This window comes from Streptomyces sp. NPDC022552, assembly GCF_055561875.1.
This window is the reverse complement of record NZ_JBVHGJ010000025.1, coordinates 21788-38880: the sequence shown is the minus strand read 5'-3', so window position 1 is coordinate 38880 and position 17093 is coordinate 21788. Positions and strand designations below refer to the sequence as shown.

General features: G+C 75.0%; 1 protein-coding gene. It reads right to left on the bottom strand.

Going from position 1 to position 17093, the window contains the following annotated elements; genetic code table 11:
• Nucleotides 1–17065: type I polyketide synthase (locus tag ACZ3OF_RS35470; protein ID WP_467308969.1), on the bottom strand; the 17065-nt coding region annotated here is incomplete at its 3' end.
• Nucleotides 17066–17093 lie beyond the last annotated feature (28 nt).

Below are 17093 nucleotides of genomic sequence, written 5' to 3'. Positions count from 1 at the left end.
CCAGCGCGCCGATCGCGTCGGCGTCGCCGGAAACGGTCAGAGAGGTGGGGCCGTTCACGGCCGCCAGATCCACGCCCTCGGGCAGCTCAAGCCCGTCCTCGGCCGCCTCCACAGCCAGCATCGCACCACCCGACGGCAGCGCATCCATCAACCGGCCACGCGCCGAGACCAGACGGCACGCGTCGTCCAGCGACAGCACCCCAGCGCAGTGCGCGGCGGCCACCTCGCCGATCGAGTGACCCACCAGCACGTCCGGGGTCACACCCCAGGACTCCACCAGCCGGAACAACGCCACCTCGACCGCGAACAGCGCAGGCTGCGCGTAGACCGTACGGGACAGAAGCTCCGCATCGTCCCCGAACACCACCTCACGCAGCGGCCGTTCGAGATCCACCCGCGCACAGACGTCGTCGAACGCGTCCGCGAACACCGGGAACGCCTCGTAAAGCTCGCTCGCCATACCGGCGTACTGCGCACCCTGCCCGCTGAACAGGAAGGCGGTCCGGCCCTCGCGTGCCGTGCCCCGGACGACTGCCGGGTCCGGGCGGCCCTCGGCGAGGGAGTTCAGCGCCAGCGCCGCCTGCTCCGGGTCGTGCGCCAGCACCACAGCGCGGTGGACGAGCGCGGCCCGGCCGGTCGCCAGGGTGTGGCCGATGTCCGCCGGTCGCGCGTCCGGCGCGCCGAGCAGTCGGCCGGCCTGCGCGGCCAGCGCATCGGCGGTGTGCCCGGACAACGGCCACGGCACGACGGCGGGCTCCGGCTGCGGGGCCGCGGCGGCCACTGCCTGCTCCGGCTCCTCCGGGGCGGGCGGCTCCGCCAGGACGACGTGGGCGTTGGTGCCGCTGATGCCGAACGACGAGACGCCCGCCCGGCGCGGTCGTCCGGACCGGAACCACGGCCGGGGGCGGTCGAGCAGTTCCACCGCTCCGGTCGACCAGTCGACGCTCGACGCGGGACGGTCGGCGTGCAGGGACGCGGGCAGCAGGTCGTGGCGCATCGCCTCGACCATCTTGATGACGCCCGCGACGCCCGAAGCGGCCTGGGTGTGCCCGATGTTGGACTTCACCGACCCCAGGTACAGCGGTCGCTCGGCGTCCCGGCCCTGGCCGTACGTGGCCAGCAGCGCCTCCGCCTCGATCGGGTCGCCGAGCTTCGTGCCCGTGCCGTGCGCCTCCACCGCGTCCACGTCCGCCGGCTCAAGTCCCGCCGAGGCCAGCGCGGCGCGGATGACCCGCTGCTGCGACGGGCCGTTCGGGGCGGTGAGACCGTTGGACGCGCCGTCCGAGTTCGTCGCGGAGCCGGCGACCACGGCGAGCACCGGGTGGCCGTGGCGGCGTGCGTCGGACAGTCGCTCCACCAACAGCAGGCCGATCCCTTCGCCCCAGCCGGTGCCGTCGGCCGCGTCGGAGAAGGGCTTGCAGCGGCCGTCGGCGGCCAGCCCCTGCTGCCGGCTGAACTCCACGAAGGCGCCGGGGGTGGCCATGACGGTCACGCCGCCGGCCAGTGCGAGGTCGCATTCGCCGTTGCGCAGCGACTGGGCGGCCAGGTGCAGGGCGACCAGCGACGATGAGCACGCGGTGTCCACGGTCACCGCCGGGCCCTCGAGCCCGAAGGCGTAGGCGACGCGGCCGGACATGATGCTCGCGGAGCCGCCGGTGGCTACGTGACCCTCCAGTTCGCCGGAGTCGGCGAGGGTGAGCCGGGTGTAGTCCTGGCCGTTGGTGCCGGCGAAGACGCCGGTGCGGCTGCCGCGCAGCGCGTGCGGGTCGATGCCCGCGCGTTCCAGGGTCTCCCAGGAGGTCTCCAGGAGGAGCCGCTGCTGGGGGTCCATCGCCAGCGCCTCGCGGGGCGAGATGCCGAACAGGGTGGCGTCGAAGCGGCCCACGTCGTCGAGGAACGCACCTTCGTCGACGTACGAGGTGCCGGGGCCGTCCCCGGCGGCGAGCGCTTCCAGGTCCCAGCCCCGGTCCGTGGGGAAGGCCCGGACGGCGTCGCGTTCGTCGGTGACCAGCTTCCACATGGTCTCGGGGTCGGTCACCCCGCCGGGGAAGCGGCAGGCCATGGACACGATGACCACCGGGTCGTCGCCGGCGGCGACCGTGCCGCGGGCTTCGGCCGCGAACGGTGCCGGGTCGGCGGGCTCGCCGAGCAGCTCGGCGAGGCGGGCGGCGAGGGAGGCGGCCGTGGGGTGGTCGAAGGCGATGCCGGCGGGCAGCCGCAGCCCGGTGGCCGCGTTGACGCGGTTGCGGAGCTCGACGGAGGTCAGCGAGTCGAAGCCCAGATCGGCGAACGCCCGCTGCGCGGCGACGTCCTCGGCGGAACGGTGGCCGAGCGCGGCGGCGGCCTCGGCGCGGACCAGGTCGGTCAGCTGCCGGATCCGCTCGGCGGGCGGCGCGGCCTGCAGCCGGGCGGCGAACTCGGTCGCGGCACCGGTGGCGGTCTCCTGGTCGGCCGCCGCGACGAACTCCTCAAGCAGCGGGCTCGGGCGCCCGCTGGTGAAGGCGGCGCCGAAGCGGCTCCAGTCGACGTCGGCGACGGTGACGCAGGTGTCGCCCGCGTCGACGGCGTCCCCGAGCGCGGCCAGCGCACGGTCGGGGCGCAGGGCGTTCAGGCCGCGGCGGCGCAGGGCCTCTTCGGCCTCGGCGTCCACGAGCATGCCGGACTCGGCCCAGGGGCCCCAGGCCACCGAGGTGGCGGGCAGTCCCAGGCCGTGGCGGTGTTCGGCCAGGGCGTCCAGGTAGGCGTTGGCAGCCGCGTACGCCGGCTGGCCGCCGCTCCCCCACACCCCGGCGATCGACGAGAACAGCACGAACGCGTCCAGGTCGGCGTCGGCGAGCAGTTCGTGCAGATGGGTCGCGCCCGCCACCTTGGCCCGCAGGACCTCGGCGAACTCCCCGCCGGTGACCGTCTCCAGCGGCTGCGTCCCGTTCACTCCCGCGGTGTGGATCACCGCCGTGACGGGGTGCGCGGCCAGCAGTGCGGCCAGGGAGTCGCGGTCGGCCACGTCGCAGCTGACGGCCTCGGCCCGTACGCCGCGCTCCGCCAGCGCGGCGACCAGGTCGGCCGCGCCCGGCGCGTCGGGTCCGCGACGGCTGGTCAGCACCAGGTCGCGGGCCCCGCGGTCCGCCAGCCAGTGGGCCACGCGGGCGCCGAGACCGCCGGTACCGCCGGTGACCAGCACGGTCCCCGACGGACGCCAGGGCTCGGTGGAGCTGGACGCGGAGTCGGTCAGCGGGGCCCGGCGCAGCCGCCGGGCCAGCACGCCGGATTCCCGTATCGCCACCTGGTCCTCGCCCGATGCGTGGGTGAGGACGGCGAGGAGCCGGGCGGCGGCACGGCGGTCCAGCGCGGCGGGCAGGTCGATCAGCCCCGCCCAGCCGCGGGGACGTTCGAGGGCGGCGACGCGGCCCAGGCCCCACAGCAGGGCGCCGGAGGGGTCGGTGAGCCGGTCGGCACGGCCCACCGCGACGCTGCCGCGCGTCAGCACCCACAGCGGCGCGGGGAGTTCGGCACGGAAGAGAGGCAGCAGGTCGTCCGGTGCCGACGGAAGGCAGACCACTCCCGCGACATCGGTGAAGGACGCCGGTGCGGCGTCGAAGCGGGCGCCGATGAGGCGGCCGGAGAACGCTTCGGCGAGGTCGTCGGGGACCGAGCCGTCGGCGGTGAGGACCAGCCATGTGCCGGTGGGCAGGGCCGTCCGCTCGGGCAGCGGCTGCCAGACGGCGCGGTAGCGCCACGAGTCGAGCACGGCCCGCTCGCGCCGTCCCCCGCGCCAGGCGGACATCGCGGGCAGGACGGCGTCGAGGGTGTCGGCGTCGAGGCCGAGGGTCCGGGCGACCTCGACGGCGTCCTGCCGCTCGATGGCCTCCCAGAATCGGCTCTCCACCGCATCGGCCCCGGCCGCGGGCTGCGGAGTGGGATCGATCCAGAAGCGGCGCCGCTGGAACGCATAGGTGGGCAGGCCGCCGGCCCGTACGGCACCGGCGGGTACGAGGGCGGACAGGTTCACGGACACGCCGTGGACGTGCAGCGCCGACACGGCGCGCAGCAGCGCCTCGGGCTCGGAGCTCTCGGCGCGCTGTGCGGGCGTGGCCGCGACGGGGAGCCCGTCGAGGCAGCGCAGGGTGGCCCCGGTGAGGGTGCCGTCGGGGCCCAGCTCCAGGAAGACGTCGGCGCCGGCGTCGTGGGCCTTGCGCACGGCGTCGGCGAACCGGACGGGCTCGCGGATCTGGCCGACCCAGTACTCCGGGGTCGCCATGTCGCCGGGCGCCGTGGTGTCCACGGGGATGGTCGGGGCGTTGTACGTCAGCGACTCCGCGACCGTCGCGAACTCGGCCTGCATCGGCTCCATCAGACGCGAGTGGAACGCGTGGGAGACGGTGAGTCGCTTGATCCGTACGTTCTCTGCCCGGAGCCGCTCCTCCAGCGCGCCGATCGCGTCCGCGTCTCCGGACACCGTCACCGCGGCAGGCCCGTTGACGGCCGCGAGGTCCACGCCGTCGGGCAGCTCCAGCTCGCCCTCGGCCCTTTCGACGGCCAGCATCGCGCCGCCCGACGGCAGCGCGTCCATCAACCGACCACGCGCCGACACCAGTCGGCACGCGTCGTCCAGGGACAGCACTCCCGCGCAGTGGGCGGCGGCAAGCTCGCCGATCGAGTGGCCCACCAGCACGTCCGGGGTGACACCCCAGGACTCGACCAGACGGAACAGCGCCACCTGGAAGGCGAACAGACCGGCCTGGGCGTAGACGGTCCGGTCCAGCGCCTCGCCGTCCTCGAAAACCACCTCCCGCAGGGGCCGTTCGAGGTCGACCCGCGCACATACCGCGTCGAACGCGTCCGCGAACACCGGGAAGGCGTCATACAGCTCACGTCCCATCCCGACCCGCTGTGCGCCCTGACCCGAGAACAGGAAGGCGGCACCGCCGAAGGCGTTCGTGCCTCGGACGACGGCCGGGGTCGTGCGGTCCTCCGCGAGGGCGGTGAGGCCCGCGAGGAGGTCGTCCCGGCCGGAGCCGATCACGACGGCACGCTGGTCGAGGACCGCCCTGCCGGCGGCCAGGGCGCGGGCGTGGCCGATGAGGTCGGCCTCGGGACGCTCGTCGAGTGCCTGCCGCAGCCGGGCAGCCTGAGCGCGCAGTGCGTCGGCCGTACGGCCGGACACCGGCCAGGCGAGCACCGGCGGGACGGAGACCGGCGCGGGCATCCCGCCCGGCTCCATGTCCGGCTCGGTGTCGGGATCCGTGTCCGGCGCCTGTTCGATGACGACGTGTGCGTTGGTGCCGCTGATGCCGAACGACGACACACCCGCCCGGCGCGGGCGGTCCGCCTGCGGCCACGGGCTGTGCTCGGTGAGCAGGGCGACCGTGCCGGCCGACCAGTCCACGTGCGGCGTCGGCTCGTCCACGTGCAGGGTGCGGGGCAGTTCGGCGTGGCGCAGCGCCATGACCATCTTGACGACGCCGGCCAGCCCCGCGGCGGCCTGGGTGTGCCCGATGTTGGACTTCAACGAGCCGAGCCACAGCGGCCGTTCCGCGTCCCGGTCCCGTCCGTACGTGGCGAGGAGTGCCTGCGCCTCGATCGGGTCGCCCAGCCGCGTGCCCGTACCGTGCGCCTCCACCGCGTCCACGTCGGAGGGCTCAAGACCCGCCGACGCGAGCGCGGCCCGGATCACCCGCTGCTGCGCGGGGCCGTTGGGCGCGGTGAGGCCGTTGGACGCGCCGTCCTGGTTGACGGCCGAGCCGCGCACCAGGGCCAGGACCTCGTGGCCGTTGCGCTCGGCGTCGGAGAGCCGTTCCACCAGGAGGACGGCGACGCCCTCGGACCAGCCCGTGCCGTCGGCCGCGGACGCGAAGGACTTGCACCGTCCGTCGGCCGCGAGGCCGTCCTGCTTGGCGAACTCGCTGAAGCCCGCCTGCGTGGGCATGACGGCGACGCCGCCCACCACGGCCAGGTCGCACTCACCGGTGCGCAGTGCCCGCGCGGCCAGGTGCAGCGCGACCAGCGACGACGAGCAGGCGGTGTCCACGGTGAGCGCCGGGCCCTCGAGCCCGTACGTGTACGCGAGGCGTCCGGAGAGCACGCTGTTGGAGGTGCCGGTGAGCAGGTGCCCGCCGACCTCCTCGGGCGGGGTGGTGCCGGTGCCGTATCCGCTGTGGGAGGCGCCGACGAAGACGCCGGCGTTGCTGCCGCGCAGCGAGGTCGGGTCGATGCCGGCCCGTTCGAACGTCTCCCACGAGGTCTCCAGGAGCAGCCGCTGCTGCGGGTCCATGGCGAGCGCCTCGCGCGGCGAGATGCCGAAGAGTTCGGCGTCGAACTCGGCGGCGTCGTACAGGAACCCGCCCTCGGTCGTGTGGCCGAGGCCGTCCAGCTGCCAGCCGCGGTCGGTCGGGAAGCCGGAGATGCCGTCGCCTCCCTGGGCGACCAGCTGCCACAGGTCCTCGGGCGAGCGTACGCCGCCGGGCAGCCGGGTGCCCATGGCGACGATGGCGAGAGGCTCGTCGGTGGTGACGGTCCCGGAGCCGTGGACCGGTGCCGTGTCCGTGCCGCCGAGCAGCTCGCCACGGACATGGGCGGCGAGCAGCAGCGCGGTGGGGTGGTCGAAGGCCAGGGCGGCGGGCAGCGGCAGGCCGGTGGCCGCGGCGAGCCGGTCGCGCAGTTCGACGGCGGTCAGCGAGTCGAGACCGAGGTCGCGGAAGGCTGCCGACGGGTCGACGGCGGCGCGGTCACGGTGGCCCAGGACTCCGGCGACGGTCGTGGTCACGAGATCGAGCAGGACCCGCTCGCGCTCGGCGGCGGGCAGCGCGGTGAGCCGGTCGCGCAGTGCCGCACCGGCCGCGGGCGCGGGGGTGGTGGCGGTGTCCCCCACCTCGGGAAGCTCCGTCAGCAGCGGGCTCGGCCGGGTGGCGGTGAAGGTGGCGGCGAACCGCTCCCACTCGACGTCGGCGACAGTCACGCAGGCATCACCGGAGGCGACGGCCCGGTCCAGGGCGGTGACGGCCAGCTCGGGGTCGAGCGGCCGCAGCCCACGACGGCGCAGGTGGGCGACCGCCTCGTCGCTCGCGGCCATGCCGGCCTCGGCCCAGGGGCCCCAGGCCACCGAGGTGGCGGGCAGTCCGGCGGCGCGGCGGCGTTCGGCCAGCGCGTCCAGGTGGGCGTTGGCCGCGGCGTACGCGGCCTGGCCGCCGCTGCCCCAGACGCCGGCGATGGACGCGTAGGTGACGAACGCGGTGAGCGAGCCGAGTTCGCCGGTGAGGTCGTCGAGGACGTCCGCGGCGTCGGCCTTGGCGCGCAGCACGGCGCCGAGGCGCTCCTCCGTCAGCTCCGTGAGGGCCATGTCGTCGCTGACGCCCGCCGCGTGCACCACCGCGGTGAGCGGGTGGGCCTCGGGTACGCCGGCCAGGACTGCGGCCAGCGCGTCACGGTCGGCGGCGTCGCAGGCCACCACCGAGGCGGTGGCGCCCGACCGGGCCAGCTCCTCCACGAGGTCGGCCGCGCCGGGGGCGTCGAGCCCCCGGCGACTGGTCAGGATCAGGTGCGGGGTGCCGCGCGCGGCGAGCGTACGGGCCAGGTGGGAGCCGAGGGCACCGGTGCCGCCGGTGATGAGGACGGTGCCGTCCGGCCGCCAGGGCGTGGCGGCGGGCTCGGGCGCGGCGTGGCGCAGACGGCGCGCGAAGACGCCGGTGTCGCGGATCGCGAGCTGGTCCTCGACGCCGATGCCGGCCAGGACGGCGGCCAGTCGGGCGCCCGCCCGGTGGTCCAGCGTCTCGGGAAGGTCGAGGAGTCCGCCCCAGCGGTCGGGGTGTTCCAGCGCGGCGACGCGGCCGAGACCCCAGATCTGGGCGGCGGCGGAGTCGGTGAGCGGGTCGAGGCGCCCCGTGGAGACGGCGCCCCGGGTGACGGCCCAGCAGCGCACGGCGCCGCCGGCCCGGTCGAGGGCATGGAGGAGGGCGACCAGACCGCCCGCGTCGGGATTCAGAGCCAGGACTCCGGCCAGGTCGTCGGCGAGGAGCAGCTCGGGACGGAGCTCCGAGGGCGCGCACTCGGCGACGTCGGCGCCGGAGGCGCGCAGCGCGTCGGCCACGTCGGGGTGGGGTTCGCCGACGAGCAGCCAGGTGCCGGTGAGCGCGGTCCCGGGCCCGCTCTCCAGCGGCGTCCAGGCCGTGCGGTACCGCCAGGAGTCCACCACGGAGCGCTTGCGGCTCTCCCGGCGCCAGGCCGTGAGGGCGGGCAGTACGGTGTCGAGGCCCGTGTCGTCGTCGTCCAGGTCGAGCGCCGCGGCCACCGCACCCCGGTCGGCCGCGTCGACGGCGCCCCAGAACCGCTCCTCGGCCTCGCCGGTCGCCTCGTTCGCGGCACGGGCGGGCGTGGCGTCGAGCCAGTAACGCTCGCGCTGGAATGCGTACGAGGGCAGCTGGACCAGCCGGCCGCCTGCGGTGAGGCGGGTGAGTTCAAGGGGTGCGCCGTGGCTGTGCAGGCGGGCGACGGCGCGCAGCAGGCTCGCCGCCTCGTCGTGCCCGGAGCGCAGCGCGGCGACGGCGGTCGCGTCCTCGGAGATGTGCGGGACGAGGGCCGAGAGGGTGCCGTCGGGGCCGAGTTCGAGGAAGGTCCGGATGTCGGTGAGGGAGGCGACCGCGTCCGCGAACCGGACGGGCTCTCGGATCTGACCGACCCAGTACTCCGGGGTCGCCATGTCGCCCGATGCGGTGGTGACCACGGGGATGGTGGGAGCGTGGTACGTCAACGACTCCGCGACCGCCGCGAACTCGTCGAGCATCGGCTCCATCAGGTGCGAGTGGAACGCGTGCGAGACGGTCAGCCTCTTGACCCGCACGCCCTCGGAGCGCAGCCGCTCCTCCAGGCCCGCGATCGCGGCGGCGTCACCGGACACCGTCACCGAAGTGGGCCCGTTGACGGCTGCCAGATCCACGCCCTCGGGCAGATCGAGCTCACCCTCGGCCGCCTCGACAGCCAGCATCGCGCCGCCCGACGGCAACGCGTCCATCAAACGGCCACGCGCCGAGACGAGAGCACACGCGTCGTCGAGGGACAGCACCCCCGCGCAGTGCGCGGCAGCAAGCTCACCGATCGAGTGACCCACCAGCACGTCCGGGGTCACACCCCAGGACTCCACCAGCCGGAACAACGCCACCTCGACCGCGAACAGCGCAGGCTGCGTGTACGCCGTACGCGACAGAAGCTCCGCGTCCTCGCCGAACACGACTTCACGCAAAGGCCGTTCGAGGTCGAAGCGCGCACACACCGCGTCGAACGCCTCCGCGAACACCGGGAAGGCGTCGTACAGCTCACGCCCCATCCCCACCCGCTGCGCACCCTGACCCGAGAACAGGAAGGCAGCACGGCCACCCCGTACGGCGTCGGTCGGCGCCTCGCCCGCGGCCAGCGCTGTCAGCTCCGCGACGAGTTCCGCGCGGTCGGCGGCCACCAGCGTGGCGCGGTGGTCGAGGGCGGGACGGGACACTGCCAAGGAGTGGGCCAGGTCGACGGGGCGCAGTGTCTCGTCGCGCTCCAGGACGTCGAGCAGCCGGGCCGCCTGGCCCGTGAGTGCGGGTACGGACCGCGCGGACACCCTCACCAGCACCGGGTGCGCGGGCTCGGGCACGGGCACGGCGGACGGTGCGGTCGGCTCGGGCCGGTCGGGTGCCTGTTCGATGATGACGTGCGCGTTGGTGCCGCTCACGCCGAAGGAGGAGACACCCGCGCGCCGGGGCCGCCCGGCCGACGGCCAGGGCTGCGCCTCGGTCAGCAGCGCCATGCGGCCGGCCGACCAGTCCACGTGCGGCGTCGGCTCGTCGGCGTGCAGGGTGCGGGGCAGCACGCCGTGGCGCAGCGCCTCGATGGTCTTGATGATGCCGCCGACGCCCGCGGCGGCCTGGGTGTGGCCGATGTTGGACTTGACCGAGCCCAGGTACAGGGGTTCGTCGCGGTCCTGCCCGTACGTGGCGAGCAGCGCCCCCGCCTCGATCGGGTCGCCGAGCTTCGTGCCCGTGCCGTGCGCCTCCACCGCGTCCACGTCGGAGGGCTCAAGGCCGGCCGATGCCAGCGCGGCCCGGATCACCCGCTGCTGTGCGGGGCCGTTGGGGGCGGTGAGGCCGTTGGACGCGCCGTCCTGGTTGACGGCCGAGCCGCGCACCACGGCCAGCACCTGGTGCCCGTTGCGCACGGCGTCGGAGAGCCGCTCGACGAGCAGCATGCCGACGCCCTCGGACCAGCCGGTGCCGTCCGCGTCCGCCGAGAACGACTTGCACCGTCCGTCGGCGGACAGACCGCGCTGGCGGGAGAACTCGGTGAAGATCGCCGGCGTCGCCATCAGACTCACGCCGCCGGCCAGCGCCATGGTGCACTCGCCGTTGCGCAGCGACTGCACGGCCAGATGCAGGGCGACCAGCGACGACGAGCACGCCGTGTCGACGGTGACGGCCGGGCCCTCAAGGCCGTACGTGTACGCGAGGCGCCCGGAGGCGACGCTGGTGGAGCTGCCGGTGAGGAAGTGGCCCTCGACCCCCTCGGGCAGGCGTACGCCCACTCCGTAGCCGGACGAGGCGGCTCCGACGAAGACGCCTGCCTGACTGCCGCGCAGCACGTGCGGGTCGATGCCGGCGTGTTCGAAGGTCTCCCAGGAGGTCTCCAGGAGCAGGCGCTGCTGCGGGTCCATCGCCAGCGCCTCGCGCGGCGAGATCTCGAAGAGCCCGGCGTCGAACTCGGCCGCGTCGGACAGGAATCCGCCGGCGCGGGCGTAGGTGGTGCCGACGCGGTCGGGGTCCGGGTCGTACAGCGTCTCCAGTTCCCAGCCGCGGTCGGTGGGGAACGGTCCGGTGGCGTCGCCGCCTTCGGAGACCAGCCGCCAGAGGTCCTCGGGCGAGCGCACGCCGCCGGGGAAGCGGCAGGCCATTCCGACGACCGCGATGGGCTCGTCGGCGGGGGCCGCGGCGCTGGTGACGGTGGCGGTTCCGCCGCCGGCGAGCAGCTCCCGCAGGTGGGCGGCGAGGGCGGCCGGGGTGGGGAAGTCGAAGACGAGGCCCGCGGGCAGGCGCAGCCCGGTGGCCGCGTTGACACGGTTGCGCAGTTCGACGGAGGTCAGCGAGTCGAAGCCGAGTTCCTTGAACACCCGGTCCGGGGCGACCGAGTCGACGCCGGCGTGCCCGAGGACGGCGGCGGCCTCGGCGCGTACCAGGCCGGTGAGCAGGCGGTGCTGTTCGGCGGCGGGGAGCGCGGCGAGGCGTTCGGCGAGCCCCGAACCGCCGGTGACCGTACCGGCGATGCGGCGCGCGGGGGCGCGCACCAGGCCGCGGAGCAGCGCGGGCACGGGCCGTAGCGTCCGGGCGGTGGACAGGTCGAAGCGCAGGGGAAGCAGGTACGGCAGACCCGTGTCGTGGGCGGCGTCGAAGAGGGCGAGCCCCTCGTCGGTGGTGAGCGCGCCGCCGACGCGGGTCGCGCGGGCGACACCGGTGGCGTCGAGGCCGCCGCTGATGGCGCTCTCCTCCGCCCACAGGCCCCAGCCGAGGGCGGTCGCGGCGAGTCCCCGGGTACGGCGATGCTGGGCCAGCGCCTCCAGGAAGGCGTTGGAGGCGGCGTAGTTGGCCTGGCCCGGGGAGCCGAAGGCCGAGGAAGCCGAGGCGTAGAGGGTGAACAGGGCCAGGTCGTGGCCGGCGGTCAGCTCGTGCAGGGCGAGCGCGGCGCCGGCCTTGGGGCGCAGTACGCCGGTGATCCGCTCGGGCGTCAGTGCCTCGATGACACCGTCGTCGGCAACGCCTGCCGCGTGCACGACACCGGTGAGCGGGTGCTGGGCGGGGAGGCTGCCCAGGAGCGCGGCCAGCGCCTCCCGGTCGGTGATGTCGCACGCCGCGATCCGCACCTGTGCGCCGAGCGCGCCCAGTTGCTCCGCGAGTTCCTCGGCGCCGGGCGCGGCGGGTCCGCTCCGGCTCACCAGCACCAGGTGGCCTACGCCCCGGTGCTCGACCAGGTGGCGGGCCAGTCGCTGCCCGAGCACACCGGTGCCGCCGGTGATCAGGACCGTGCCGTCCGGGTCGAGGGCGCGCGGCAGCGTCAGGACGTTCTTGCCGACGTGCCGGCCCGCACCGACGTACCGGAAGACCTCTGCGGCCTGCCGGACGTCCCAGGTCCGCGCGGGCAGCAGCGTGAGGCGGCCCGTACGGAACAGTTCCAGGACCTCCCGCAGCATCTCCTGGAGGCGGTCCGGTCCCGCCTCGCCGAGGTCGAAGGCGCGATAGGTACGGTCGCCGAACGAGTCGGGGTCGCGCAGGTCCGCCTTGCCCATCTCGACGAAACGGCCGCCGGGGGCGAGGAGTCGCGCCGAGGCGTCGATGAACTCGGCGGCCAGCGCGTTGAGGACGACGTCGACGCCGCGCCCTGCGGTGCGCTCGGCGAAGGCCGCCTCGAAGCCCAGGTCACGCGAGGAGGCGAGATGTGCGGCGTCCAGGCCGGTCGCCGCCCACTTCGCGGGCGAGGCCGTTCCGTACGCTTCCGCGCCGAGGTGCCGCGCGATCTGCACGGCCGCCATCCCCACGCCGCCGGCGGCGGCGTGGATCAGCACCGACTCGCCGGGCGCCAGTCCCGCCAGGTCCACCAGCGCGTAGTACGCCGTCAGGAAGGCCATCGGCACCGTGGCCGCGTCCGTGAAGGTCCACTCCTGCGGCACCGGCGCCACCATCCGCCGGTCCACCACCGCCAGTGGCCCGAAGCCGCCCGCGAACAGGCCGAAGACGCGGTCACCCGGCGCGAGGTCCGTGACGTCGGAGCCGACCTCGACCACGATGCCCGCGCCCTCCGACCCCATCGGCGCCGTGGGGTCCGGGTACTGGCCGAGCGCGATCAGCACGTCGCGGAAGTTGACGCCGGCCGCACGGACCGCGATCCGCACCTCGCCCGGAGCCAGTTCCGCGGTCGTCTCGGGAGCGGGGGTGAGGGCCAGGTCGCGCAGGGAGCCGGAGGCGCGGTCGGCGGTGAGCCGCCACGCTTCCGTGTCGGGCACGGCGAGGGTGCCGGATGCGGACGCGCGGGCCAGCCGGGGGGCGAGCAGGGCGCCGTTGCGCAGGGCGAGCCAGGGTTCGTCGCCGTGCGCGAGCACGGCGAGCAGGTCGTCGTCGGGAGTGGTGTCGGTGTCGAGCAGCACGAACCGGTCGGGGTGCTCGGCCTGCGCGGAGCGTACGAGTCCGCCGACGGCCGCGCCGGACAGACCGGTGACGTCGTCACCGGTCGCGGCTGCCACGGCGGAGCGGGTGACCAGCACCAGACGGGACCCGGCGAACCGTTCGTCGGCCAGCCACGCCTGGAGGCCGGCCAGGACCTCGGTGACGGCGGTGTCGGTGTCGGCTTCGGCCAGGGGCCATGCGACGACGTCGGGTGCCGTGCCGGAGAACCCGGCGAGGAAGATGCCGAGTCCGTCGGCGGCCGTGGCGAGCGAGCCCCGCCGTTCCGGCGTGGGTACGGTCGTCCAGTCGAGGGTGAACAGCGCGTCGTCGTGGCGCGGGCCGACGGCGGTCGCGGCCCGCAGGGTGAGCGACTCGACGGTGGCGACGGGGCCGCCCTCGGGGTCGCTGATCCGCAGCGTCCAGGCGTCCGACCCGGCGGGTGCCAGGTGGACACGGGCGCTCGTGGCGCCGGTCGCGTGCAGGGTGACGCCCTCCCACGCGAAGGGCAGCCCGGCCCGCTCCGGGTCGAGACCGGTCAGGTGCAGCGCCGCGTCGAGCAGGGCGGGGTGCAGTCCGCAGCGGCCCGCCTCGCGGTGGGCATTGTGGGGCAGCTCCACCTCGGCGTACAGCTCGTCGCCCGCGCGCCAGGCGGCCTTCAGGCCCTGGAAGACGGGGCCGTAGGCGAAACCGGCCGCGGCGGCCCGCCCGTAGAAGCCGTCGAGGTCCACCGGGTCGGCCTCCGGCGGCCACACCTGCGCCGCTCCGGCCGGGTCGGCGCCGGAGGCGGCGAGTATGCCGACGGCGTTGCCCGTCCACTCCTCCTCACCGTCGAGACGCGAGTGGATCTCCAGGCGGCGGGTGCCGTCCTCGTTCTCCGCCCCGGCGCTGACCTGGATCTGCACTCCGCCCTGTGCGGGCAGCACGAGCGGTACGGCGAGGGTGAGGTCCTCCACGGTCCCGCAGCCGACGTACTCCCCTGCCTGCCAGGCGAGTTCGACGAAAGCGGTGCCCGGGACGAGCACACTGCCGTGGATCGTGTGGTCGGTGAGCCAGCCGTGCGTGGCGGCGGTGAGCCGCCCGGTGAGCAGCACTCCTCCGCCGGCGGCCAGCGACACGGCGGCGCCCAGCAGCGGGTGACCGGCCGCGCCGAGCCCGACGGACGTCAGGTCCCCGGAACCGATCCGGGCGCTCGGCCAGTACGCCTGCCGCTCGAACGGGTACGTGGGCAGTTCCACGCGCAAGGCACCCGCCGCGGCGAGCGGCGCCGACCAGTTGACGGGTGTGCCGTGCACGTGGGCACGCGCGATGCCGTGCAGCAGCGACGCGGCCTCGTCCCGGCCGGAGCGCAGGGTGGGGACGGCGGTCGCGTCCTCGGCGATGTGCGGGACCAGGGCGGACAGGGTGCCGTCGGGGCCGAGTTCGAGGAAGCGGGTTGCACCGGAGTCGTGGGCGCGGCGGACGGCGTCGGCGAAGCGGACGGGCTCACGGATCTGACCGACCCAGTAGCCCGGGGTCGCCAGGTCGCCCGGCGCCGTGGCGACGACGGGGATCGTCGGGGAGTGGTACGTCAACGACTCCGCGACCGTCGCGAACTCGTCGAGCATCGGCTCCATCAGGTGCGAGTGGAACGCGTGGGAGACGGCAAGCCGCTTGACCCGTACGCCATCCGAGCGCAGTCGCTCCTCCAGCGCACCGATCGCGTCGGCGTCGCCCGAGACCGTCAGGGAGGTGGGGCCGTTCACGGCCGCAAGGTCCACGCCCTCGGGCAGATCGAGCTCGCCCTCGGCCGCCTCGACAGCCAGCATCGCGCCGCCCGACGGCAGTGCGTCCATCAAACGGCCACGCTCGGAGACGAGAGCACAGGCGTCGTCGAGGGACACCACTCCGGCCACGTGTGCGGCGGCCAGCTCGCCGATCGAGTGACCCACCAGCACGTCCGGGGTCACACCCCAGGACTCCACCAGCCGGAACAACGCCACCTCGACCGCGAACAGCGCAGGCTGCGTGTACGCCGTACGCGACAGAAGCTCCGCGTCCTCCCCGAACACGACTTCACGCAAAGGCCGTTCGAGGTCGAAGCGCGCACACACCGCGTCGAACGCCTCCGCGAACACCGGGAAGGCGTCGTACAGCTCACGCCCCATCCCCACCCGCTGCGCACCCTGACCCGAGAACAGGAACGCCGTACGGCCAGGGGCCGCCATGCCGGACTCCGCCTCCGGCGGGACCGTGCCCTCGGCGAGCCCGGTGAGGGCACGCAGCGCGTCGACGCGCCCTGCCGCCAGCACCACGGCCCGCGAGGCCAGCGACGCGCGCGTCGTGGCCAGGGAGTAGCCGAGGTCGGCCAGGCGTGCGTCGGGCCGCTCGGTGAGGAGCGTGCGGAGACCGGCCGCCTGCTCGCGCAGGGCGCCCGGGGTGCGGGCGGAGAGCGGGAGCGGGATCAGAGGCGGTTCGGCCGCCGTGGGCGACGGCGCGGCCGGGGCCTCCTCGGAGCCGGGGCCGGGTTCGGGGGCCTGCTCCAGCACCGTGTGCGCGTTGGTGCCGCTCACTCCGAAGGAGGAGACGGCGGCGCGCCTGGTCCGGCCGGGGCCGGACCAGGGTCGGCTCTCGGCGAGCAGCCGGACGGCGCCGGCCGACCAGTCCACCTGCCGGGTGGGCTCGTCGGCGTGCAGGGTGCGGGGCAGCACGCCGTGCCGCAGCGCCATGACCGCCTTGATGACGCCGGCCACACCGGCCGCGGCCTGGGTGTGCCCGATGTTCGACTTCACCGACCCCAGCCACAGCGGGCTGTCGGCCGGACGGTTCCGGCCGTACGTGGCGAGCAGCGCCTGCGCCTCGATCGGGTCGCCCAGCCGCGTGCCCGTACCGTGCGCCTCGACCAGGTCCACGTCGGAGGGTGTCAGCCCCGCCGAGGCCAGCGCGTCGCGGATGACCCGCTGCTGGGAGGGGCCGTTGGGGGCGGTCAGACCGTTGGACGCGCCGTCCTGGTTGACGGCCGAGCCGCGCACCACGGCCAGCACGTCGTGCCCGTTGCGCACGGCGTCCGAGAGCCGCTCCACCAGCAGCACGCCGACGCCCTCGCCCCAGCCGGTGCCGTCGGCACCGTCGCCGAACGCCTTGCAGCGGCCGTCGGCCGCGAGCCCTCGCTGGCGGCTGAACTCGACGAAGGCGGCAGGCGTGGCCATCACCGTGACGCCGCCCGCGAGCGCCATGGTGCACTCGCCCCTGCGCAGCGACTGCACCGCGAGGTGCAGCGCCACCAGGGACGCCGAACACGCGGTGTCCACGGTGAGGGCGGGGCCTTCGAGGCCGAAGACGTACGAGATACGGCCGGACAGCACGCTCGCGACGGCCCCGGTGGCGAGGTAGCCCTCGGCTGCCGCCGGGTCGGCGGCGAGCGCGGTGGCGTAGTCCTGTCCGTTGGTGGCGGCGAACACGCCGACCCGGTTGCCGCGCATCGACTTCGGGTCGATGCCCGCGCGCTCGAACGCCTCCCAGGAGGTCTCCAGGAGCAGCCGCTGCTGCGGGTCCATGGCGACGGCCTCGCGCGGCGAGATCTCGAAGAGCCCGGCGTCGAACTCGGCCGCGTCGGGCAGGAATCCGCCCTCGTGGGCGTAACTGCCGCCGGGCCGCTCGGGGTCGGGGTCGCGCAGCGCGTCCAGGTCCCAGCCCCGGTCGGCCGGGAACGGGCCGATCGCGTCACGGCCCTCGGTGACCAGCTCCCACAGCTGTTCCGGGGTACGGACACCGCCGGGGAACCGGCAGGCCATGGCCACGATGGCGATGGGCTCGGAATCCCGCTCCTCCTGTTCGCGCAGTCGCTGGTGCGCCTGCCGGAGCTCACCCGTGACGAACTTCAGGTGATCGAGCAGCTTTTCTTCATTCGCCATCAGCGTGACTCCCAGCAGGCGGGACCGTACG